At 72.5% G+C, this 20,512-nt stretch carries 19 protein-coding genes; 10 read left to right on the top strand and 9 right to left on the bottom strand.

Annotated elements, in window-relative coordinates; all coding sequences use genetic code 11:
* The first annotated feature begins 133 nt into the window (after positions 1–133).
* Positions 134–601 (top strand): hypothetical protein, encoded by a 468-nt coding sequence (locus DEW08_RS05830; RefSeq protein WP_109325299.1) that lies wholly within the window; start codon positions 134–136, stop codon positions 599–601.
* A 21-nt stretch (positions 602–622) separates the two neighbouring features.
* Here DEW08_RS05830 and DEW08_RS05825 read toward each other — a convergent pair whose 3' ends face one another.
* Both DEW08_RS05825 and DEW08_RS05820 read right to left on the bottom strand, forming a co-directional pair.
* Positions 623–1,681 carry an HD domain-containing phosphohydrolase gene (locus tag DEW08_RS05825; protein WP_109325165.1) on the bottom strand — a complete coding sequence of 353 codons (1,059 nt, stop codon included), beginning with the start codon at positions 1,679–1,681 and terminating at the stop codon, positions 623–625.
* Between the two features lie 2 nt (positions 1,682–1,683).
* Positions 1,684–2,118, bottom strand: coding sequence for a response regulator (locus tag DEW08_RS05820; protein ID WP_109325164.1), 435 nt, complete (start codon positions 2,116–2,118; stop codon positions 1,684–1,686).
* Between the two features lie 336 nt (positions 2,119–2,454).
* On the opposite strand from DEW08_RS05820, the gene DEW08_RS05815 reads away from it, so the two are divergent.
* The 9 genes from DEW08_RS05815 to DEW08_RS05785 all read left to right on the top strand — a co-directional run bounded on the left by DEW08_RS05815 (position 2,455) and on the right by DEW08_RS05785 (position 12,715).
* Positions 2,455–3,147, top strand: a complete 693-nt coding sequence (locus tag DEW08_RS05815; RefSeq protein ID WP_109325163.1) for a response regulator transcription factor — start codon at positions 2,455–2,457, stop codon at positions 3,145–3,147.
* A gap of 144 nt (positions 3,148–3,291) precedes the next feature.
* Positions 3,292–4,383, top strand: coding sequence for a nitrogen regulation protein NR(II) (locus tag DEW08_RS32080; protein WP_245986012.1), 1,092 nt, complete (start codon positions 3,292–3,294; stop codon positions 4,381–4,383).
* Complete coding sequence (locus DEW08_RS05810) at positions 4,266–4,874, top strand: ATP-binding protein (RefSeq protein WP_245986156.1); 609 nt, start codon at positions 4,266–4,268, stop codon at positions 4,872–4,874. The genes DEW08_RS32080 and DEW08_RS05810 overlap by 118 nt, the downstream gene beginning before the upstream one ends.
* On the top strand, positions 4,871–8,140 hold the full coding sequence (locus DEW08_RS05805) for a PAS domain S-box protein (protein ID WP_109325161.1): 3,270 nt from the start codon (positions 4,871–4,873) through the stop codon (positions 8,138–8,140). The genes DEW08_RS05810 and DEW08_RS05805 overlap by 4 nt, the downstream gene beginning before the upstream one ends.
* A 150-nt stretch (positions 8,141–8,290) precedes the next feature.
* The gene (locus DEW08_RS05800) at positions 8,291–10,345 is read left to right on the top strand and encodes a methyl-accepting chemotaxis protein (RefSeq protein ID WP_109325160.1); all 2,055 of its coding nucleotides are present in this window, start codon (positions 8,291–8,293) and stop codon (positions 10,343–10,345) included.
* Positions 10,346–10,572: 227 nt separating this feature from the next.
* Entirely contained in the window at positions 10,573–11,442 is an 870-nt protein-coding gene (gene exbB, locus DEW08_RS05795) for a tonB-system energizer ExbB (RefSeq protein ID WP_109325159.1), read from the top strand.
* Positions 11,443–11,448: 6 nt separating this feature from the next.
* Positions 11,449–11,874 carry a TonB system transport protein ExbD gene (gene exbD, locus DEW08_RS05790; protein WP_109325158.1) on the top strand — a complete coding sequence of 142 codons (426 nt, stop codon included), beginning with the start codon at positions 11,449–11,451 and terminating at the stop codon, positions 11,872–11,874.
* Positions 11,871–12,113: a hypothetical protein gene (locus DEW08_RS32075; protein WP_245986011.1), complete on the top strand. Its 243-nt coding sequence runs from the start codon at positions 11,871–11,873 to the stop codon at positions 12,111–12,113. Before exbD ends, DEW08_RS32075 begins: the two co-directional genes overlap by 4 nt.
* On the top strand, positions 12,110–12,715 hold the full coding sequence (locus tag DEW08_RS05785; RefSeq protein WP_245986009.1) for an energy transducer TonB family protein: 606 nt from the start codon (positions 12,110–12,112) through the stop codon (positions 12,713–12,715). Before DEW08_RS32075 ends, DEW08_RS05785 begins: the two co-directional genes overlap by 4 nt.
* A gap of 24 nt (positions 12,716–12,739) precedes the next feature.
* Here DEW08_RS05785 and DEW08_RS05780 read toward each other — a convergent pair whose 3' ends face one another.
* From DEW08_RS05780 to DEW08_RS32065, 7 genes are all read right to left on the bottom strand, one after another.
* Positions 12,740–13,264 carry a cyclase dehydrase gene (locus tag DEW08_RS05780; RefSeq protein ID WP_109325157.1) on the bottom strand — a complete coding sequence of 175 codons (525 nt, stop codon included), beginning with the start codon at positions 13,262–13,264 and terminating at the stop codon, positions 12,740–12,742.
* An 11-nt stretch (positions 13,265–13,275) separates the two neighbouring features.
* Entirely contained in the window at positions 13,276–14,448 is a 1,173-nt protein-coding gene (locus DEW08_RS05775) for a zinc-dependent alcohol dehydrogenase (RefSeq protein WP_109325156.1), read from the bottom strand.
* Between the two features lie 110 nt (positions 14,449–14,558).
* On the bottom strand, positions 14,559–15,260 hold the full coding sequence (locus tag DEW08_RS05770; RefSeq protein WP_109325155.1) for a LutC/YkgG family protein: 702 nt from the start codon (positions 15,258–15,260) through the stop codon (positions 14,559–14,561).
* Entirely contained in the window at positions 15,253–16,677 is a 1,425-nt protein-coding gene (locus DEW08_RS05765) for a LutB/LldF family L-lactate oxidation iron-sulfur protein (RefSeq protein ID WP_109325154.1), read from the bottom strand. The genes DEW08_RS05770 and DEW08_RS05765 overlap by 8 nt, the downstream gene beginning before the upstream one ends.
* On the bottom strand, positions 16,670–17,431 hold the full coding sequence (locus DEW08_RS05760; RefSeq protein WP_109325153.1) for a (Fe-S)-binding protein: 762 nt from the start codon (positions 17,429–17,431) through the stop codon (positions 16,670–16,672). The genes DEW08_RS05765 and DEW08_RS05760 overlap by 8 nt, the downstream gene beginning before the upstream one ends.
* Before the next feature lie 33 nt (positions 17,432–17,464).
* The gene (locus DEW08_RS32070; protein WP_245986155.1) at positions 17,465–18,730 is read right to left on the bottom strand and encodes a (Fe-S)-binding protein; all 1,266 of its coding nucleotides are present in this window, start codon (positions 18,728–18,730) and stop codon (positions 17,465–17,467) included.
* Positions 18,619–20,370 (bottom strand): FAD-binding oxidoreductase, encoded by a 1,752-nt coding sequence (locus tag DEW08_RS32065; RefSeq protein WP_245986007.1) that lies wholly within the window; start codon positions 20,368–20,370, stop codon positions 18,619–18,621. The genes DEW08_RS32070 and DEW08_RS32065 overlap by 112 nt, the downstream gene beginning before the upstream one ends.
* Positions 20,371–20,512: the final 142 nt, after the last annotated feature.

The raw sequence follows: 20,512 nt of genomic DNA, 5'->3' as shown, positions 1-20,512 counted from the left end.
TCTGCGCATCGCCGGCCCGGTGCCGATGCTGGTGACGCGCGGGCCGCAGTGACGTATCATCAGACGCCAACGAAGGGCTGCCGCCGGTGCGGCGGCCCGGTTGACATGGGTGCCGTTGATTATGGGTGCCGTCATGGCTGGGCTTGGTCGGGCTGCGCTGGGACGCGCGATCGCGTCGGTTCTGTTGGCGGGTGGCCTTCTGCTGTCGGCCGGGGAGGCGTCGGCCGGCCGCAGCTCCGTCCATGTCGGCGTCGGCATCGGGTTGGGCTGGCCCGGCTACGATCCCGGCTACTACCGCCCCTACCGGTATTACCGGTCGCCCGTCGTCGTCGTTCCGCCGCCGGTCTATGTGCCGCCGCCGGTCTATGCGGCTCCCCCGGTCTATGTGGCGCCGCCGCCGCCGGTGGTCTACGCGCCGTCTCCCCCGGCCTACTATGCGCCGCCTGCGGTGTCCGCCTCCCCGGCCGGTCCCGACTATGTCGCCCGCGACGGCCGCCTGTGCCGGGAATACCAGTCGACCGCCGTCGTCGGCGGACAGGCCCGGCCGGTCTATGGCACCGCGTGCCTCGCTCCCGACGGCTCCTGGCGCATCGTCAACTGACCTGCCGGGCCGGACCGTTGCTCAGTCGTCCGGGGTCATGACCTCCTCGATGTCGGGCAGCGTGTGGTGGATGTCGCGGATCACGTCCCAGCGCGTCAGGAAGGCGTCCATGAAGTCCGGGTCGAAGTGGCTGCCGCGGTTGGCCAGCATGAAGTCGCGGGCGTCCGTCAGGCTCCAGGCGCGCTTGTAGGGGCGGGCGTTGGTCAGGGCGTCGAAGACGTCCGCCACCGCCACGATCCGCCCGCTGGCCGGGATCCGGTTGCCGGCCAGCCCGTGGGGATAGCCGGAGCCGTCGAACTTCTCATGATGCGACAGGGCGATCTCGGCCGCGAGCTGCAGCAGCGGAACGGCGCTGTCCGCCAGGATGCGGTGGCCGATCTGGGTGTGCTGGCGCATGATCAGCAGCTCCTCCGGGCTCAGCCGGCCGGGCTTCAGCAGGATCAGGTCCGGGATGCCGACCTTGCCGATGTCGTGCATCGGTGCGGCGTGGCGGAGCTGGCGGGAGTAGTCGCGGTCGAAGCCCGCAGCCTCGGCGATCACCTCGGAATAGCGGGCCATCCGCTCGATATGGGCGCCGGTCTCGGGATCGCGGCATTCGGCGGCGCGCGACAGCCGGTGCACCAGCTCCTGCCCCTGCCGCTGCAGCGCGGCGGTCACCCGGTCGACCTCCGCCGCCAGCAGGGCGGCGCGGTCGCGCAGCAGGCTGCGGCTCTGGCGGAGCGCCAGCAGGTTGCGCATGCGGGCCTGCACCTCGGGCACGACGATGGGCTTGGTCAGGAAGTCGTTGCACCCCTCGTCGAGCGCGCGCACCCGCACCTCGACCGAGGTGTTGGCGGTGATCATCACCACCGGCACCTCGTTCAGGCGCCGGTCCTCGCGGATGTGGCGCAGCAGCTCCATCCCGTCCATGTCCGGCATCATCTGGTCGAGCAGGATCAGGTCCGGCTCGTTGTTCCGCAACCAGTCGAGCGCCTCGGCGGGTCCCGCCACGGTCACGGGCTCCGCCCCGTCGACGCGGCGGACGACGGCGGCCATGATGAACAGGTTCGCCTCGTCGTCGTCGACGATCAGTACGGTCATGGTCAAGGCCGGGTCCCTCCGGGGGCGTTGCGCGTCGCGGTCAGCCTCGCGGCCTCCGCCAGAAGATCCGTCAGGCCGGACGCCTTCTCGAAGGCCGCCGCGGCGCCCAGCAGCACGGCCAGCTGCGGCAGCGGCATGCGCAGCCGGTCGCTGCCGCCGGACAGGGCGATCACCGGCGGCGGATCGGACATCCTGCGCAGGCGCATGATCAGCTCGTACCCGTCGCTCTCCGGCATCAGGATGTCGGTGACCACCAGATCGACCGTCATGCAGCGCAGCACCTCCTGCGCCTCCAGGCCGTTCGGCGCCCGATGGACGGCGTAGCCGGCCCGCTCGAACGCCAGGGCCAGCATGTGCAGATAGTCGGGATCGTCGTCCACCAGCAGGACCCGTGCCTGCCCGTCCCGCAGCCCGTCATCGCTCGTGTCGTCCAGCATGGCCCCCGCGCTCTCAATGCCGGCCGACCTCGTTTCGGCCCGCTAACAGATTCTGCAGGAACGGACCGTCCGCCGGTGAAGCCGAAAGGGCCGTTTCGCTGCACTCACCATAGCGGTCCCGCCGGCTTTACTGCGCCGGTCGCCAGGATACTGTCGCCGGGAAATGGGATACCGGGGATAGTATCCTTGCCGGCCTTCGCGGGCCGCGGGCGGGACGGGGTCGTAATTGCTTAAGGATCTGGGCGCTACAGTGTCTTTCTGGGGACCCGCCCTGCGGCGTCCCGGAAGGCCGCCCGATGCGCATCGTGGGTGGCGAGCTGTGGTGAGGGGCGCTCGATGAGGATTCTGGTCGCGGACGACCATCCGCTGTTCCGGGATGCGTTGGAACTGTCGGTCCGCCAGGCTTGGCCGGACGCCGATGTCGTCTGCGTCGGCGGCCTGGATGACCTTCCGGCCGGCCGTTACGGCCTCGTCGTGCTCGACTGGCGCATCCCCGGCACCGCCGGGGCCGATCCGGTCACCCGCCTGCGCTCCGCCGGCGTGGAGGGACCCATCGCCGTCGTGTCCGGCGCCGAGGAGCCGGAGACCGCGCTGGAGGCGCTGCGCTGCGGCGCGGAGGCCTTCCTGCCCAAGACCACGCCGCGCCGGGTGCTGTCGCAGGCGCTGCGGCTGGTGGCGGACGGCGGCAGCTTCGTTCCGAAGAGCGTCGCCCTCGACCTGCTGGCCGCGGCCGGCGACTTCGACGAGCAGGGCGACGACCAGCAAGACGGCCAGGGCGACGAGGACGGCGACGCCCCTCTGTCCTCCCCCCTGACGGAGCGGGAGGGCCAGGTGCTCGGCATGCTCGCCACCGGCGCCACCAACAAGGAGATCGGGCGGCAGCTCGGTCTCCAGGAAGTCACGGTGAAGCTCCACACCCGCCGCATCCTGCGCAAGCTGGGCGCCCGCAACCGGACCGACGCCGTGCGCCGCGCGCAGGAGGCCGGGTTGCTCGCCTCCGCCCAGGCGGGCAGCACCGCGTCCGCCTGATCCGGTGTCCGCGGGACCGGGATACTATCCTGCGTTATTCCTTTTCCCGGACCCGCTATCCGGACTCCCGGCAGCCGCCGCCGGTTCGGCAGTCTAGTTTGTGTGCAGTTTGGTTTGTGTACAGTCTGACCCGATGGAAGCTGCATGACACCGAGCGCGCCGATCATTGCCGGGCGCCGTTCCGGCGGCGGGTCCGCCGCCTCGATCGGCGGCTGTGCCGTCCTCGGGGCGGTGGCGGGCCTGGTGTCCTGGGCCGGCCTGCAGGCGCTGGGCGCCCCGCCGATGGCCGCCGGCCCGGCCGCCGGGGTCGCCGGGGCACTCTGTGCCGCCGCGGCGCTGTGGCGGCGCCCGCGGCCCCTGCCGCCCCAGCCGGACGACGCCGCCCTACCGTCCGCTGCCGTGACGGGGCCGGCCGCTCCGGCACAGCGCGAAGTGCCCGGCGGCGGGCTGCCCAAGCCGGAGCGGGCCAAGCGGGAAAAGGACGGGCGGGAACAGGACGGGCGCGTGCAGGGGGAGCTGGAGCTGGAGGAGCGGCGGCGCATCCGCATCGACCGGATGGAAGCCCAGACCCAGCTTGCCGGGCGCTTCGCCCATGATCTCAACAACCTGATGGGGGCCGTCGCCGGCTATGCCGATTTCCTCGCCACCGACCTGCCGCCCGGTTCGGTGGAGGCCGATCATGCCCGGCGCATCCTGGCGGTGGTGGACCGGGCGCGGGACACGCTGCGGCGGCAGGTGGGCATCACGCGTATCGCCATGGGGCCCCTGCGGCCGATCCGCCCGCTGGGGCTGATGGCGGAGCTGCTGGGGCCGCTGCGTGGCGGGCTGCCGCCGTCGATGGCGCTGACGGTGCGGGAGGCGCCGGACCTGCCCGAACTGCGGGGCGACGGGCCGCTGCTCGTCCAGGCGCTGGCGGCGCTGGTGGACAACGCCCGCCGTGCCATGGAAGGCGCCGCCGAGGCCACCCTGACCCTGCGCACCGTGCTGTGGCCGGGGGTCGGCGAGGCATCCGATGGCGTGCCCCCGGACTGGTCGTGGGAGGAGGTGCTGCCCCGCGCCGCCGCCCGCACATCCTGTTCGAGGTCCGCGACAGCGGCCAGGGCGTCGCGCCGGCCGACCTGCCGCGCCTGTTCGACCCGCTGGTCGCCGGCCATGACCGCAGCGGTCGCCGGGGCGAGGGGCTCGGCCTCGCCATGGTGTTCGCGGTCCTGCACGGCCACGAGGGCGGGATCCTGATCGCCTCGAAGCCGGGAGCGGGAACGCTGGTCCGGCTGTTCGTCCCGCTGGCCGGCGCCCCGGCCCCCCTGGTGCCGGCCCGCGGCGACCCGCCCCACCGGGCGGCGGCGGCGGACGGGGCCATGCGGGCGGCTGCCTCGCTGCGCTGCCGGATCCTGCTGGTCGACGGCGACGCGGCGAGCGGCGACCGGCTGTCCGCCGGGCTGGAGCGGCTGGGCCACGAGGTTGCGGTGTGCGAGAGCGAGGAGGAGGCGCTGGCCGTCTTCGCGGAGGAGCCTGCGGCCTTCGACGTGGTCGCCGCCGCGGCCGGGTTCGACGGGCTGCCCGCCCGGCTGAAGGAGCGTCACCCGGGGATCGCCTGCGTCCTCTGCGGCGGGCCTGCGCCGCGGGTCCCGGGCGCCGACCTCGTCCTGCCCGCTCCGGTCGATGTCCTGCTGCTGGGGACCCGCGCGGCGGAGCTGGCCGCGGCCCGGCGGGAGGGCCGCGCGTGAGGCGCCACGAGCATGTCCGCTTCACCCGGCTGGTCTGGGCCGGCACGCTCGGCATCGCCGCCCTGCTGTGGCTCGCCGCCGCCCTGCTCGCCCGCTACGACGAGGGGGAGGCGCTGGCCCGGGCGGAGCGCGATACCGGCAACCTCGCGCGCCTCGTGGCTGAACAGACCAGCCGCGTCGTGGCGGAGACCGACCAGGTCCTGAACTTTCTGATCGGCGACTTCCTGGAGCACGCGCCGGACCTGACGACCTTCCAGCACCTGATGCACCGCATCGTCCAGCAGTCGGGCATCCTGCTGCAGATCTCCTACATCGACGCCGGCGGCGTGCTCGTCATGACCAGCGCGGAGGCGGCGCCGCCCGGGATGACCCTGATCGACCGCGAACATTTCCGCATCCACGTCGATCGGCCCGGCACGGGCCTCTACATCAGCAAGCCCGTCTTCGGCCGCACCTCCGGCAAATGGTCGATCCAGATCACCCGGCGGATGACCGGCCCGGACGGGCGTTTCGCCGGGGTCCTGGTCGCCTCGCTCGACCCCTACTATTTCAGCCGCTCCTTCGACGGCCTCGACGTCGGGCCGGACGGGGCGCTGGCCATCCTCGGGCTGGACGGGGTGCTGCGGGCGCGTTCGGTGATGGACGACCGGTCGATCGGGCTCGACCTCAACGCCAGTACAGTGATGACCATGGCGCGCAAGGAGCCGGCGGCGTTCCTGCGTACGGTCAGCGCGGTGGACGGGGTGCAGCGGCTGCTGAGCTACCGTGTGCTGAAGGACTATCCGCTGCTGGTGATCGCCGGCTTCGGCGAGCAGTCCTTCCTGGCCGACACACGCCGCCGGCAGGTCGTCTATTACGGCGTCGCGCTGGCGAGCACGCTGGCGCTCGCCGGTCTCGCGCTGCTGGCGGTGCGGCAGTCGTCGCGCTATGCCGCGGCGGTGACCCGGCTGGAGGAGGGGGAGCAGCGGTTCCGCGATCTGGCGGAGACCGCCTCGGACTGGTTCTGGGAGACCGACGACCAGCTCCGCTTCACCAAGCTGGTCGGGCCGCTTGCCCCGGAGGTCGACGGCCGGCCCCTGCCGATCGGGCTGCGGCGCGAGGACATCGCGCTGCGCGAGGTGGGGGACGAGGCGCAGTGGGACGACCATGTCCGGCTGATCGAGCTGCACCAGCCCTTCCGCGACTATCGCTGCCGGGTGATGACGCGCAACGGCCCCCGCTATTTCAGCGTCAGCGGCCGGCCGGTCTTCGCCGCCGACGGCCGCTTCGCCGGCTACCGCGGGTCGGCCGCCGACATCACCGAGCGCGAGCGGGCGGCCCAGCGGCTGCTGTCGAGCGAGGCGCGCCACCGCGCCATGGTCAGCGCGGTCGGCCAGCCCATCGTCACCATCGACGAGCACGGCGCGATCGATGCCGTCAACCCGGCGGCGGAGCGGATGTTCGGCTATCGGCAGGGCGAGGTGATCGGACGGCCGATCCGTGACCTGATGCCCGACCCGGAGGCCGGACGCCCCGGCCGCGCCCTGCGCGACTTCCTGTCGGCATGGCACGACCAGCCCGCCGCCGCGGCCCGCGAGGTGACCGGCCGGCGCAAGGACGGCAGCCTCTTCCCGCTGGAGGTCACGCTGGCCGGCTGGCAGGCGGGGGATCGCCGCTACTTCACCGCGGCGCTGCGCGACGTCACCGCCCAGCGCGAGATCGAGGACAGCCTGCGCCGCGCCAGGGATGCCGCGGACCATGCCAACCGCATGAAGGGCGAGTTCCTCGCGACCATGAGCCACGAGATCCGCACGCCGATGAACGGGGTGCTGGGCGCGCTGGCGCTGGTGGACGGGCCGAACCTGGACGACGAGCAGCGCCAGATGCTGGAGGTGGCGCGCAAGTCGAGCAACACGCTGCTGCAGATCATCGACGACATCCTCGACCTGTCCAAGCTGGAGGCCGGCAAGGTGGAGATCGAGCCGGTCGATTTCGAGCTGCACGCCGCGCTGCGCGACACGGTGGAGCTTCTGCAGCCGACCGCGGCGGCCCGCCGGCTGGAGCTGTCGCTGGTCGTGGCGCCGGGCCTGCCCGACCATCTGCGCGCCGACCTGCGCCGCATCCGGCAGGTGCTGGTCAACCTGATGGGCAACGCGCTGAAATTCACCCGGCGGGGCAGCGTCACGGTGCGGGCGGCGCCGGACGGGCAGCCGGCGGCGGACGGCTCCTTCCGGCTGCGGGTGGAGGTGGCGGACACTGGGATCGGCATCGCCGGCGAGGTGATCCCCAGCCTGTTCCAGCGCTTCACCCAGGCCGACAGCTCGACCACGCGGCGCTTCGGCGGCACCGGGCTGGGCCTCGCCATCAGCCGGGAACTGGTCACCCTGATGGGCGGCCAGATCGGCGTCAGCAGCGTGGAGGGCCGGGGCAGCACCTTCTGGTTCACCGTGCGCTGCTGGCCGGCCGAGCCGATGGCCGTCGATCCCCGTCCGGCCGGCGGGGAGGCGGGGGCCGGTCCGGCGATGCCCGCCCGGCCCCTGCGGGTTCTGGTGGCGGAGGACAACGAGGTGAACCGCGACATCCTCGTCACCATCCTCACCCGGGCCGGGCATCGGGCGGTGGCGGTGGAGAACGGGCTGGAGGCCCTGCGCGCGGTGCAGGACGAGGATTTCGACGTGGCGCTGATGGACGTCCAGATGCCGACCATGGACGGGGTCACCGCGACCCGCCACATCCGGGCGATGCCCGGGCCGGCCGGCCGCCTGCCCATCGTCGCGCTGACCGGCAACGCCATGCCGGGCTCGCGCGAGGAGTATCTGGGGGCCGGGATGGACGCATACCTGACCAAGCCGATCGTCTCCGCCACCCTGTTCTCGACGCTGGTGGCCGTCACCGGCGACGCAGCGGAGGCGGCGGCCCATCCGGCCTCCCATCCGGCCGGCGAGGACTGGCGCGCCGCACCCCTCGTCGACCGCAACCAGTCCGACTCCATCCGCATCGCCGTCGGCGACGACGGCTGGGATATCGCCCTCTCCGCCTTCGCCCGCTCCGCGCGGCAGACCGTCGCGTCGATCCGCGCGGCGGTGGGGCAGGGCGATCCGGCGCTCCACCGTCTCGCCCACACTCTGAAGGGCACGGCCGCCAATGTCGGGGCGGTGCGGCTGAGCCGCCTGTCGGCCCGCATCGAACGGGAGGACGAGCCGGCGACCCTGCCGCCGCTCGCCGCGGCGCTGGACGGGGTGCTGCAGGACACGCTGGAGGCGATGAAGACCGGCGGAGCGGGGTGACTGCTCGCGACGCGTGAAAGGTGCGACCACTTGCACCACCGGCATTCGGTGACGGCGCCATGACCAGAGGCTAATATGCGGCCCCGACCTGCCGGTGGCAGCGGACCCCGCCGCCCTGCAGGCGCCTTCCTGAACACAGTGGCCGTCCCGATGAATTTCCTCCACCTCATCTCGATCCGCGCGAAGATCTTCGCGGTGGCGGTCTTCGTGTTCTGCACCGTCGCCATCGCCTTCCTGCTGGCGACCCAGGAGATGGAGCGGCAGGCGCGGACGCTGGAGACCATCGCCCGGGATGCCGACACGGTGAACCGGCGGGTCGTGCCGCTCGGTGCGCTGGTGGCGGAACTCCGTCACGACTCCGCCCAGATGCGCCACTGGCTGACCAGCCTGCCGGCCCTTCGCGGGGCCGATGCGGAGAAGCAGGCCGCCGGGCATGCCGCCCGCTTCGCGACCCATGCGGAGGAGGCGGCGAAGCTGGCGCGGACGCTGGAGCTTCCGCGCGTCGCCTCCGCGGTCGAGGAACTGCGCAAGGCCCTGGATCCTTATCAGGACGCCGGCCGGCGTCTGGCGCGCGCCTATGCGGAGGGCGGCCCGGCGGCGGCCGGAACAGCCGCCGAACCCTTCGACCGCGCCGCCGGGGCGGTGGAGGACGGGCTGGAGCGGCTCGGCCGGCTGGTCGCCGAGGCGAGCGCCGAGCGGCTGTCCCGCTTCGACAGCGCCATCGAGGAGGTCCGCAGTTCGGCTCAGGCCATGCGCGGCATGCTGGTCGGCGCCGGCCTCACCATCATGGCGCTGGCGTCGGCCTGCGTGGTGTTCCTGCAATGGGCCATGCTGGGGCCGCTGGAGCGGGTGCGCCGCACCATGGTGGCGCTTGCCGGCGGCCGGCTGGACGTGACGGTGGGGTTCGAGGGGCGGCATGACGAGATCGGCCACATCGCCGACTCGGTCCGTGTCTTCCAGCGGAGCGCCCTGGAGAACGAGCGGCTGCGCGCCGACCAGGACAGCCTGCGCCGCCAGGCCGAGGAGGAGCGGCGGCAGGCGCTGGCCGCCATGGCCGACAAGGTGGAGCAGGAGGCCCGCGTCGCGGTCGACCATGTGGCCGAGCATACCGGACGCATGAGCGGCAATGCGGCGGAGATGGCGCGCTCCTCCCTGCTGGTCAGCGACAACGCGCAGGAGGTCGCCGCGGCGGCGGCGGACGCCCTGCAGAACGCCCAGGCGGTGGCCGCCGCGACGGAACAGCTCTCCGCCTCGATCGGCGACATCGGCGCCCAGGTGGCCAGCGCCACCGCCGTCACCGGCCGTGCCGTCGACCGTTCCGCCGCCGCGCGCCGGACCATCGAGCAGCTCTCCGCCTCGGTGGAACGCATCGGGGCGGTCGCCCGGCTGATCGGCGACATCGCCAGCCGGACCAACCTGCTGGCACTCAACGCGACCATCGAGGCGGCGCGGGCCGGCGAGGCCGGACGCGGCTTCGCCGTGGTGGCGGGCGAGGTGAAGAACCTGGCGAACCAGACCGCCCATTCGACGGAGGAGATCGGTTCCCTGATCGCCGAAGTGCAGGCGGTGACCTCGACGGCGGTGGGGGCGGTCGGCGAGGTGTCGGAGACGATCCACGAGGTGTCGCACATCTCCTCCACCATCGCGGCGGCGGTGGAACAGCAGGCCGCGGCGACGCAGGAGATCGCCCGCTCCGTCACCCAGACCAGCGAGGCGGCGCGCGAGGTGTCCAGCCGGATCGCCCGCGTGTCGGGGGAGGCCGACGCCACCCGCAACCGGGCCGGCGAGGTGCGGCAGGTGGCGGGCGACGTCGCCGGCAGCATCGACTCGCTGCGCGAGGTGCTGGTGCGCGTCGTGCGCACCGCCACCGCCGACGTGGACCGCCGCCGCCGTCCGCGCTTCGAGCTGTCCACCCCCTGCCTGATCGAGCAGCCCGGCCGGCCGCCGGTGAAGGCCCGCCTGTCCAATCTCTCCTCCGGCGGCGCCATGCTGGCGGACGTCCCGGAACCGGAAGCGCCGGAGCCGGGAACGCGCGCCGCGCTGCGCATCGAGGGGATCTCCCGAACGCTCGCCTGCCGGCTGACGTCGTGCGAGCATGGCCGGGTGCATCTGCGCTTCGAGCTGTCCGAGTCGGAGCAGCAGGGCTTCGAGCGGGATCTCGCGGTGCTGACCCGCGGCCTCACCCCCATGCGCAACGCCGCATAGCGGGCGGATCGGTTCGGCGCCGCCCGTTTCCTCCTGCCCGCGGCGAGCCCTGGGGGCCACGGGCTGGTCCGCGATGTGGTCTGGCCCGCGATGTGGTATTGCCACTCATTCGGAATTCGAGGGGCCGCGGGCGCGATTTTTCCGTGCAAGTGCAAGTCATTCGCACTAATAGTGGGTTCGGTTTTACCGCAAGGCATGACCACGCTGCTTTGGGAGTCCGAACGCCGATGCCGATACCGTTCCGCCACCGCCTCGTATCCGCGGCCCTGACCGCCCTCCCGGCCGTCCTGGCCGGCGCCGGAGGCGCCGTTGCGCAGGACGCGGCGGTGCCGGCCGGCGCGCCCGCCGAAGCCGCGGCGGCTGCCGCCACGGCCACCGCCGCGACCACGGCCACTGCAACCCTGCCGCACGACCTGACCGCCTGGGGCATGTTCATGGGCGCCAGCCCGGTGGTGCAGGCGGTGATGGTCGGTCTGGCGCTGGCCTCCGTCGCCACCTGGACCATCGCCATCGCCAAGGCGTTCGAGCTGTCTTCCGCCAGGAGGAAGGCCAGGGCGGCGCTGGCGCTGCTGGAGGAGTCGCGCTCGCTCGCCCAGGCGGCCGAGCGGGTCGGCTTCAGCCAGGGCACCGCCGCGACGCTGGTGCGGGCCGCCGTGGCCGAGGCCCACCTGTCCGCCGACGCGCCCTCGCGCGAGGGGCTGCTGGAACGCACCGCCTCCCGGCTGGAGCGCATCGAGGCGGCGGCCGGCCGGCGCATCGCCCGCGGCACCGGCGTGCTCGCCACCATCGGCTCGACCGGTCCCTTCGTCGGGCTGTTCGGTACGGTGTGGGGCATCATGACCAGCTTCATCGGGATTTCCCGCGCCCAGACCACCAACCTCGCCGTCGTCGCGCCGGGCATCGCGGAGGCGCTGCTCGCCACCGCCATCGGCCTCGTCGCCGCCATCCCCGCGGTCGTCGTCTACAATGCCTGCAGCCGGGCGATCGCCGGCTACCGCGGCCAGCTCGGCGACGCCTCGGCGGCCGTCCTGCGGTTGCTCAGCCGCGACATCGACCGCCGCGCCCTGCCGCGCTCCAGTTCCGCCGCCGCGGAGTGATGCGCGATGGCAGCCCGTCTCGGCCATGACGGCGACGATCTCAACGAGACGCACGAGATCAACGTCACGCCCTTCATCGACGTCGTGCTGGTCCTGCTGATCATCTTCATGGTGGCGGCCCCGCTCGCCACCGTGGATGTTCCGGTCGACCTGCCGTCCTCCACCGCGGCCCCGCAGCCGCGCCCCGACAAGCCGCTGTTCCTGACCGTCCAGGCCGACAAGTCCCTGTCGGTCGGCGAGCAGCCGGTGGCCCGCGAGGCGCTGGGGGCGGCGCTCGACGCCGCGACCAAGGGCGACAGGGGCACGCGCGTCTTCCTGCGCGCCGACCGCAGCGTCGATTACGGTGCGCTGACCGAGGTGATGAACGCGCTGCGTGCCGCCGGCTATCTCAAGATCGCGCTGGTCGGGCTGGAGACCACCGGAACGCCATGACGATCGCGGGTTACGGGATGGAGGAGGAAGGGCGCGGCCCTGGGCTGGCGCGCTGGGGCGGCGGGCTTCTGTTGGCGCTCGGCGCCCATGCCGGGCTGGCGGTCGGGGTGATGGCCTGGCACACGCCGGTCGAACCCGATGCGGCGCCGCCCGCCGCGGTGATGATCGATCTCGCCCCGCTGCCGGTCGCCCCGCCCCCGGCGGAGGCGCCCCCCAGCCGGAGCCGCCGCAGGAAATGACGGAGCCCCCTCCGCCCGAGCCCCCTCCGCCGGAGCCCGAGCCGCCGGAGCCCGAGCCGATCGTGGAACCGCCCCCGCCCGAGCCGCCCCCCGTGGTCGAGCCGGAGGTCGTGCTGTCCAAGCCGGAGCCCAAGCCGGAGCCGCCCAAACCCGAACCGAAGCCGCAACCGACACCCAAGCCGAAGCTCCAGCCCAAGCCGGTGCCGAAGGTCGAGCGGGCGGAGCCGCACCCGGCGGTGCCGGCAGCCGTTCCCGCCGCCCCGGCGGCGCCGGCCGCGGCTCCCGCCCCGGCCCCGGCGCCGAGCTACAGCCGGGCGGTGCCGACCTGGCAGGGCTCGCTGCTCGCCCATCTCGAACGGCACAAGCGCTACCCGCGCTCCGCCCAGAGCCGGCGGCAGCAGGGCGTCGCCCAGGTCCGCTTCACCATCGACCAGGACGGCAACGTCCTGTCCGTCCGGCTCGACAGGAGTTCCGGCCACGAGGTGCTGGACGAGGAGACGGTCGAGATGGTCAAGCGCGCCTCGCCCCTGCCGGCCCCGCCGCCGGAGATGGCGCAGAGCCGGATCGAACTGGTGGTGCCGGTCCAGTTCTTCATCAAGTAGGCGGGGGCCATTCTGCGCCGGCGCTTACCGGCCCGGCTGGAACTGCAGGATCCGCGGCGTGCGCATGTCGGCGCCGACCGGGGCGTCGCGGGCGGTGCCGCGCATCTCGTCGGGTGGGCGGGGAAGGCCGCTGCGGTCGCTGTAGTCGGGCGGGGGCAGGGCGGCGGCGGCCTGGTCCTGGCGGTGCATCTCGCCGACGCAGAGCAGGTCGAGCGCCGTCACCGCCGCCACCGCCCCGATGGCGAGGCCGACATTGTGCCGGCGCGGGTTGTCGTCGGTCCAGCCTGTCGCCAGCGTCGCCAGGTCGAGCGCGTCGCCCGCGACCCGGCTCCACAGCCAGGGCTTCGGGTCGCCCAGCGCGACGAGGCCGAGCCCGGCCATCACCTCCCGCGCGCCATAGGCGCGGATCAGGGCCGTCCTGTCCTCCATGCCCATCCAGCGGGCCAGCGAGCGGCCGGCGAGAATCTCCGTGGCGCCGAGCGCGAGGCTGAACCAGCCCAGACCGCGGGCCAGCCCGTCGGCGGGCGATCCCCTGTGATAGTATGCCATGGACGTCTCCCTCAGGGCTTGAGCACGACCTTGACGCAGCCGTCCCGCTTGTCGCGGAAGGTCTTGTACATCTCCGGTCCGTGCTCCAGCGATTCGGTGTGGGTGATGACGAAGGACGGGTCGATCTGCCCCTCCTGGATCCGGCGCAGCAGGTCGTCCGTCCAGCGGTTGACGTGGGTCTGCCCCATCCGCCAGGTCAGCCCCTTGTTCATCGAGGCGCCGAAGGGGATCTTGTCGATCAGCCCGCCATAGACGCCGGGAATTGACAGGGTGCCGGCCGGACGGCAGACATAGATCATCTCCCGCAGCACGTGGGCCCGGTCGGATTCCAGCATCATCGCCTGCTTGGCCCGGTCGAACATGCTGTCGAGCGTGGCGGTGGCGTGCGCCTCCATGCCCACGGCGTCGATGCACTTTTCCGGACCCTTGCCGCCGGTCAGCTCGCTCAGCCGCTCGACGACGCTCTCCTGCTCGAAATCGATGGTGACGGCGCCGCCCGCCTCGGCCATCGACAGCCGCTCCGGGACGCGGTCGATGGCGATGACCTGCTTCGCCCCCAGCAGCAGGGCGCTGCGGATCGTCATCTGGCCGACCGGGCCGCAGCCCCAGATGGCGACGGTGTCGGTCGGCTGGATGTCGCACTGGGCGGCGGCCTGCCAGCCGGTGGGGAAGATGTCGCCGAGGAACAGCACCTGCTCGTCGGTCAGCCCGCCGGGGATCTTGACGTGGGTGTGGTCGGCGAAGGGGACGCGCACATATTCCGCCTGTCCGCCGGCATAGCCGCCGGTCAGGTGGGTGTAGCCGAACAGGCCTGCGGTGGTGTGGCCGAACAGCTTGGCCGCGACGTCCTTGTTGCGGTTGGAGCGTTCGCAGACGGAGAAGTTGCCCCGCCTGCACTGTTCGCACTCGCCGCAGATGATGGTGAAGGGCACCACCACCCGGTCGCCGACCGTCAGCGCCCCCTTGGCCTCGGCGCCGACCTCGACCACCTCGCCCATGAACTCGTGGCCCAGGATGTCGCCGGACTGCATCCCCGGCATGAAATGGTCGTAGAGATGCAGGTCGGAGCCGCAGATCGCGCAGGCGCTCACCTTGACGATGGCATCCCGCGGGTGCTCGATCCCCGGGTCCGGAACCGTTTCGCACCGGACGTCGCCGGCGCCGTGCCAGACGATTGCCTTCATCCTGGGTCCCTCGCGGTCGTGGTTCACATACCGCTCATGAACCCGCGGCCGGCGGATCGTCGGCAGGGCGCGCAGGGGGTACGCCGTCTGTCCCGGCGGAGCCCGGCTCCCTAGCGGACCAGCACGACCACCAGCCGCTTCGGCCCGTGGACACCATAGGCGAGCGTCTGCTCGATGTCCGCGGTCTTGCTCGGGCCGGAGATCAGCAGGGCGTTGGTCGGCATGCCCTCGGCCCAGCGGTTGTCGCGCATCGCCTGCCAGAAGGTGTCGTAGAGCCGGTCCACCCGCAGCAGCGCCACATGGATGTGCGGGACGAGCGACAGCAGCCGCGGCTCCTCGGCGCTCGGCCACAGGATCAGGCTGCCGGTGTCGGCGATCGCGCCCAGCGTGTCGGTCAGGCCGGCGTCGATGCCCTCGAACAGCCGCTCCTTGAAGGTCTCGACCTCCGCGTCATAGGGCACCAGCTCCGGCCCCCCGGCGTCCCAGCCGGCCGCCAGCGTGGCGCCCGCCCCGGTGGCCGGGGCATAGAGCAGGGTGCGGGCCCCCTCGGCGGCTAGGAAGCGGCCGACCGCCGCCGGCCAGTCGGCCTCCGTCGCCTCAAGGAATTCGGTGTGCACCGCCTCCATCAGCCGCCGGATGCGGTCGAGCCGTTCGGCAGGGTCCCAGCGCTTTTCCGCCAGGACGGTGAAGTCGCAAGGCGGCGGCGGGGCGACCGGATGGGCGTCGCGGCCGGCGCGCAGGCGGCCCAGGATGGCGGCCCGGGCGGTGCCGGTGGCGGAGGGGGCGGCAGTCGTCGCGGTTGTCTCAGGCATCGGGGATCCCCTTCTTGGCGGCCAGCCGGTGCAGGCTCTCGGGTGCGAAGCGCGGCTTCACGCGGGCGCTGGTCCACTCCTTCAGCAGCGGCAGGGCGGACGGGGCGGCATTGCCCAGCGTCGCCATCGCCAGCGTCGCCACCTTGTAGGCGGCGGGGGAGGCGAAGGTGGCCGCCCAGCCCTTCCACACCAGCGCCTCCGCCCTGGAGGCGTGGCTTCCCGCCCCCTTCACCGACCCGCCGGCATGGACGGCCTCGCTGCGCAGGCGGCCCAGGATCCCGACGATCGGGATCTTCACCGGGCAGATCTCGACGCAGGCGTTGCACATGGTGCAGGCGTGCGGCAGCTCGCCCCGCTTCTCCAGCCCCTCCATCTGCGGCACCAGGATCTTGCCGATCGGGCCGGGATACGGCGCCTGATAGGCATGGCCGCCGACCCGGGTGTAGACCGGGCAGTGGTTCATGCAGGCGCCGCAGCGGATGCAGCGCAGGGTGTCGCGCAGTTCCCCGTCGGCGTAGACGCCGGAGCGGCCGTTGTCGAGGATGACCAGATGCACCTCGCGCGGGCCGTCCTTTTCGCCGGGCCTGCGCGGACCGGAGATCATGTTGACGTAGGTGGTGATCGGCTGGCCGGTGGCGGAGCGCGGCAGCAGGCTGAGGATCGGCGGCACGTCCTCCAGCGTCTCCACCACCTTCTCCAGCCCCATCACCGCGATGTGGACGGGCGGCACCGTGGTGCACATGCGCCCGTTGCCCTCGTTCTCGACGAGGCAGAGGGTGCCGGTCTCCGCCACCGCGACGTTGACGCCGGACAGGCCGACCTCGGCGGCGGCGAATTTGCGGCGCAGCACCCTGCGGGCGAGGTCGGTCAGGCGGGCGACGTCCTCGGTATCCTCCGCCTCCTTGATCTTCCGGCGGAACAGCCGGGCGATCTGCCGGGTGTTCATGTGGATCGCCGGCATGATGATGTGCGACGGCGTCGACTCGTCGAGCTGCACGATGTACTCGCCGAGATCGCTTTCCAGGATCTCGATGCCGTGGCGTTCCAGGAAGGCGTTGAGGTGCATCTCCTCCGTCACCATCGACTTGCCCTTCACGGCCAGCCTGGCGTCCGCCCCGCGCATGATCGACAGGATGATGGCGTTCGCCTCGTCGGTGGTGGCGGCCCAGTGGACCCGGATGCCGTTGCGCGTGCAGGTCTCCTCCAGCCGCTCCAGCAGCTCGGGCAGCTTCGCCAGCGCCCGCAGCCGGACCGAGGCGCCGAGCGCCCGCATGGCGTGCCACTCGGCCTGATCGGCGAACTGCACCGCGCGCTTGGACATCAGCCCGTCCATGGCGCGCCGGAAGTTGGTGCGGAGCTGGCGGTCCTGCAGCGCCTCGGTGGAGGCCGCGGCGAAATCGACGGCGGCGTCAGCCATGGGTCCGCTCCTTCAGGAACTGCGCGATGTGCTGGCCGCGCACCGGCACCTCGCCGGCGGCCAGCGCGCCGGTGATGTTCAGCAGGCAGCCGCAGTCGCCGGAAACGACGCGGGCGGCCCCGGTCGCCGCGATGTCCTCCACCTTGTCGCCGACCATGGCGGCGGAGATCTCCGGGTGCCGGACGGCGAAGGTGCCGCCGAAGCCGCAGCATTCCCGCTCCCGCTTCAGCTCGACCAGCTCGACGTTGGCGAGCTGGCGCAGCAGGGCCTTCGGCTCCTCCACCACGCCCATCTCGCGCTGGGCATGGCAGGAGGCATGCCAGGTGACCCGCACCGGCTCGCCCTTGTCCTCCAGCCTCACCCGCAGGACGGTGACGAGGAACTGGGTCAGCTCCCACACCCGGCCGGCGACGGCGACCGCACGCGCCTCGTCCGGCTCGCCGCGGAACAGGTCGGGCCAGTGCCTGCGCATCATGCCGGCGCAGGAGCCGGAGGGGACGATGATCGGCCAATCCTCCAGGAACAGGGGAAGCTGGGCGCGGGCGACCTTCAGCGCCTCCGCGCGATGGCCGGAATTGTAGGCCGGCTGGCCGCAGCAGCTCTGCCCCTGGGGGAAGACCACCCGCAGGCCCTGGGCCTGGAGAAGCTCGATCCCCGCCATGCCGGCCTCGGGGTAGAAGAGGTCGACCAGGCAGGTGCCGAAGTAATAGACGGTGTCCGGCCGCGGGATGGCGCTGGCGTCGGGGCTGTTCATGGGCGTTTCCTTCCCCGTTTCACGGGTTCTTCGTCAGAAGGCGGGCTCGGGCCGCCGCGGCCGGACCGGGTCCGCCGCCTTGGGCCGGGAGCAGGCGTCGACCAGATAGACGATGGAGCGGTAGGGCAGACCGGCATGGTGGGACAGCCCGATCTCGCAGGTGCGGCTGGTCGAATAGCCGGCGCTGCAGCCTTCCGGGATGTCCTTGGCCAGATGGCGCAGCGCGTGGGCGTTCAGCTCCGGCGTGGTGAAGCCCTTGTCGCCGGCGAAGCCGCAGCAGCCGACATCCTCCGGCACCACCACCGTCTCGGCACAGGCCTGGGCGACGGCCTTCAGCGTGCCGTCCAGCCCCATGCGCCGCGTGCTGCAGGTCAGGTGCAGGACGACCGGCTCCCGGCTCTTCACGATGTCGAGACGGGGCAGGGCGTGGTCGTGCAGGAACTCCGCCACGTCCAGCAGCCTCAGGCCGCCATCGGCCATGCCGCCGGCAAGGCGTTTCTTCAGGCGCAACGCGCAGGGGCTGGTGTCCATCACCACCGGATGGCGTCCGCCGTCGCTGGCGGCGCGCAGGGCCGCGATCATCGCGTCGGCCATGGCGTCCGCCTGCTCCGGCAGCCCCTTGCTTTCCAGCGGCATGCCGCAGCACTGGGCGGCGAGGCCGTCGGGATAGACGACGCGGAAGCCGGCCTTGCGCATCAGCGCGTCCACCGTCTGCGGCAGCGGCGTGTCCTGCGGATCCCCCGCCGCCGGCCCCATGCTGCGGCTGACGCAGCTCGGCACATAGACAACCGTCGGGGCGACAACCGTCGGGGCGGCCAGCTCGGGAGCGTCGGCGGGGCCTTCGGCGGCTTCGGGCGGCGTGAAGTCGATGGCGCGCGGCAGGCTGTCGGGCAGCGCCGGGATATGGCCGCCGGTCAGGACGCGGGCGGCCGTCTCCACCACCGCCGGGCCGGCGACGCGGCGGGCGAGGTCGGCCAGCCGCAGCCCGGTGCGCGCGGCGGCGAGGACCCCGGCGGTATGGCCGGCGACGAAGCCGCCGACGCCGCGCGCCACGGCGCCCCGGCGCTGGCCGCGCAGCGACTTCACCAGCAACCCGGTCTCGATCCCCACCGGGCAGGCGGTGGCGCAGAGGCCGCAGGCGGCGCAGGTGTCGATGCCCTGATAGTCGTAGGCGGCGGACAGCGCCTTCAGCGCCGCCGGATCGCTCCCCTCGGCGGTCCGCCGGGCGATCTCGCGCCAGCCGACGATGCGCTGGCGGGGGACAGGGTCAGCTTGTGCGACGGGCAGGTCGGCTCGCAGAAGCCGCACTCGATGCAGGTGTCGACCAGCGCGTCGGCGGCCGGCAGCGGCTTCAGGTTCTTCAGGTGGGCGTCCGGGTCGCCATTCAGGATGACACCCGGGTTCAGCAGCCCCTCCGGGTCCAGCAGCGCCTTGATCCGCTGCATCAGGGCATAGGCCTGCGGGCCCCATTCCTTCTCGACGAAAGGCGCCATGTTGCGGCCGGTGCCGTGCTCCGCCTTCAGCGACCCGTCATAGCGGTCCACCACCATGGCGCAGACCTCGTCCATGAAGCGGCGGTAGCGCTCGACCTCCGCGTCGGTGTCGAAGGACTGGGTGAAGACGAAATGCAGGTTCCCTTCCAGCGCGTGGCCGAAGATGATCGCCTCGTGATAGCCGTGGCGGGCGAACAGGGACTGCAGTTCCACCGTCGCCTCGGCCAGCCGGTCGAGCGGGAAGGCGACGTCCTCGATGATGACGGTGGTGCCGATGCGGCGCACCGCGCCGACCGCCGGGAACAGCCCCTTGCGGATTTTCCAGTAGCTTTCGCAGGCCTTGGCGTCGGTGGTGAAGGCCGCCGCGCCGATCCGCCGCGTCCCCTCCAGCGCCGCGGTGATGGCGGCGACGTTGCGGACCAGCGCCGCCTCGTCCTCGCCGCGGGTCTCCACCAGCAGGCAGGCCGCCTCCGCGCCCAGCGCCGCGATGCCCGCGGGCATTCCCGGCTTGTCCTGGACCGACCGCAGGGCGGCGCGGTCCATCAGTTCCACCGCCGCCACCGGCGTCGGCTTCATCAGGGCGACGGCGCGGCAGGCTTCCGCGATGTCGGGGAAGAAGAGCAGCGCGCTCGCCTTGTGGGCGTGCTCCGGCACGGTGTGCAGCGTGATCTCCGACAGGAAGCCCAGCGTGCCCTCCGACCCGATCATCAGGTGGGCCAGGATGTCGATGGGGTCCGTGAAATCGACCAGCGCGTTCAGGCTGTAGCCGGTGGTGTTCTTGATGCGGAACTTGGTGCGGATGCGCTCCGCCAGCACCGCGTCGGCGCGGGTCCGCCCGGCGAGATCGGCCAGGGCGGAGAGCAACGCGCCATGGCTGGCGCGGAAGCCGGCCCGGCTCGCCTCGTCGCCGGTGTCGAGCACGGTCCCGTCGGCCAGCACCAGCCGCAGCGAGGCCAGCGTGCGGTAGCTGTTCTGCGCCGTGCCGCAGCACATGCCGCTGGCGTTGTTGGCGGCGATCCCGCCGATCCTGGCGGTGGCGATGGAGGCCGGATCCGGCCCGATCTTGCGGCCGAGCGGCGCCAGCTTGCGGTTCGCCTCCGCCCCGATCACGCCGGGCTGCAGCGTGACGGTGGCGGCGTCGGGCGCGATGCGGCAGCCGCGCCAGCCGTCGCCCAGCACGGCCAGCACGCTGTCGCTGACCGCCTGCCCCGACAGGCTGGTGCCGGCGGCGCGGAAGGTGACGGGGGTGCGGTGGGCGCGGCAGAGGCGCAGCAGGGCGATCACCTCCGCCTCGTCCTCCACCACGGCGACGATCTTCGGGACCAGCCGGTAGAAGCTGGCATCCGTGCCGTAGGCCAGCGTGCGCAGCGGGTCGGTGATCAGCCGTCCGTCCGGCAGGACCGTCCGAAGCTCGTCCAGAACGCGGTCGTAAGGGGCGGGCAGCATCGGCGGCGCTCCTGCTGGAGGGAGGGGTCGTTGACCGGATTGATGCTTGGATAAAAGATTTGACCAAACCGTTCAATGGGAAAATCATAGGGCGCACGAGCGGTGCGGCGGGCCGCGGTCCTGGACGCTGGGGAAGGGGTCG

It is taken from the genome of Azospirillum thermophilum (assembly GCF_003130795.1).
Lineage (GTDB): Bacteria > Pseudomonadota > Alphaproteobacteria > Azospirillales > Azospirillaceae > Azospirillum > Azospirillum thermophilum.
Note: the sequence above shows the minus strand (reverse complement) of the source record. Positions and strands in the feature narration are given on the sequence as shown.

What these genes read in the sequence shown, in the direction of transcription:
- DEW08_RS32075 (WP_245986011.1), top strand. Translation starts at nt 11,871, where the DNA reads ATGACGATCGCGGGTTACGGGATGGAGGAGGAAGGGCGCGGCCCTGGG.
- DEW08_RS05775 (WP_109325156.1), bottom strand. Translation starts at nt 14,448, where the DNA reads ATGAAGGCAATCGTCTGGCACGGCGCCGGCGACGTCCGGTGCGAAACG.
- exbD (WP_109325158.1), top strand. Translation starts at nt 11,449, where the DNA reads ATGGCAGCCCGTCTCGGCCATGACGGCGACGATCTCAACGAGACGCAC.
- DEW08_RS32080 (WP_245986012.1), top strand. Translation starts at nt 3,292, where the DNA reads ATGACACCGAGCGCGCCGATCATTGCCGGGCGCCGTTCCGGCGGCGGG.
- DEW08_RS05830 (WP_109325299.1), top strand. Translation starts at nt 134, where the DNA reads ATGGCTGGGCTTGGTCGGGCTGCGCTGGGACGCGCGATCGCGTCGGTT.
- DEW08_RS05800 (WP_109325160.1), top strand. Translation starts at nt 8,291, where the DNA reads ATGAATTTCCTCCACCTCATCTCGATCCGCGCGAAGATCTTCGCGGTG.
- DEW08_RS05765 (WP_109325154.1), bottom strand. Translation starts at nt 16,677, where the DNA reads ATGGCTGACGCCGCCGTCGATTTCGCCGCGGCCTCCACCGAGGCGCTG.
- DEW08_RS05770 (WP_109325155.1), bottom strand. Translation starts at nt 15,260, where the DNA reads ATGCCTGAGACAACCGCGACGACTGCCGCCCCCTCCGCCACCGGCACC.
- DEW08_RS05820 (WP_109325164.1), bottom strand. Translation starts at nt 2,118, where the DNA reads ATGCTGGACGACACGAGCGATGACGGGCTGCGGGACGGGCAGGCACGG.
- DEW08_RS05785 (WP_245986009.1), top strand. Translation starts at nt 12,110, where the DNA reads ATGACGGAGCCCCCTCCGCCCGAGCCCCCTCCGCCGGAGCCCGAGCCG.
- DEW08_RS05815 (WP_109325163.1), top strand. Translation starts at nt 2,455, where the DNA reads ATGAGGATTCTGGTCGCGGACGACCATCCGCTGTTCCGGGATGCGTTG.
- exbB (WP_109325159.1), top strand. Translation starts at nt 10,573, where the DNA reads ATGCCGATACCGTTCCGCCACCGCCTCGTATCCGCGGCCCTGACCGCC.
- DEW08_RS05825 (WP_109325165.1), bottom strand. Translation starts at nt 1,681, where the DNA reads ATGACCGTACTGATCGTCGACGACGACGAGGCGAACCTGTTCATCATG.
- DEW08_RS05780 (WP_109325157.1), bottom strand. Translation starts at nt 13,264, where the DNA reads ATGGCATACTATCACAGGGGATCGCCCGCCGACGGGCTGGCCCGCGGT.
- DEW08_RS05760 (WP_109325153.1), bottom strand. Translation starts at nt 17,431, where the DNA reads ATGAACAGCCCCGACGCCAGCGCCATCCCGCGGCCGGACACCGTCTAT.
- DEW08_RS32065 (WP_245986007.1), bottom strand. Translation starts at nt 20,370, where the DNA reads ATGCTGCCCGCCCCTTACGACCGCGTTCTGGACGAGCTTCGGACGGTC.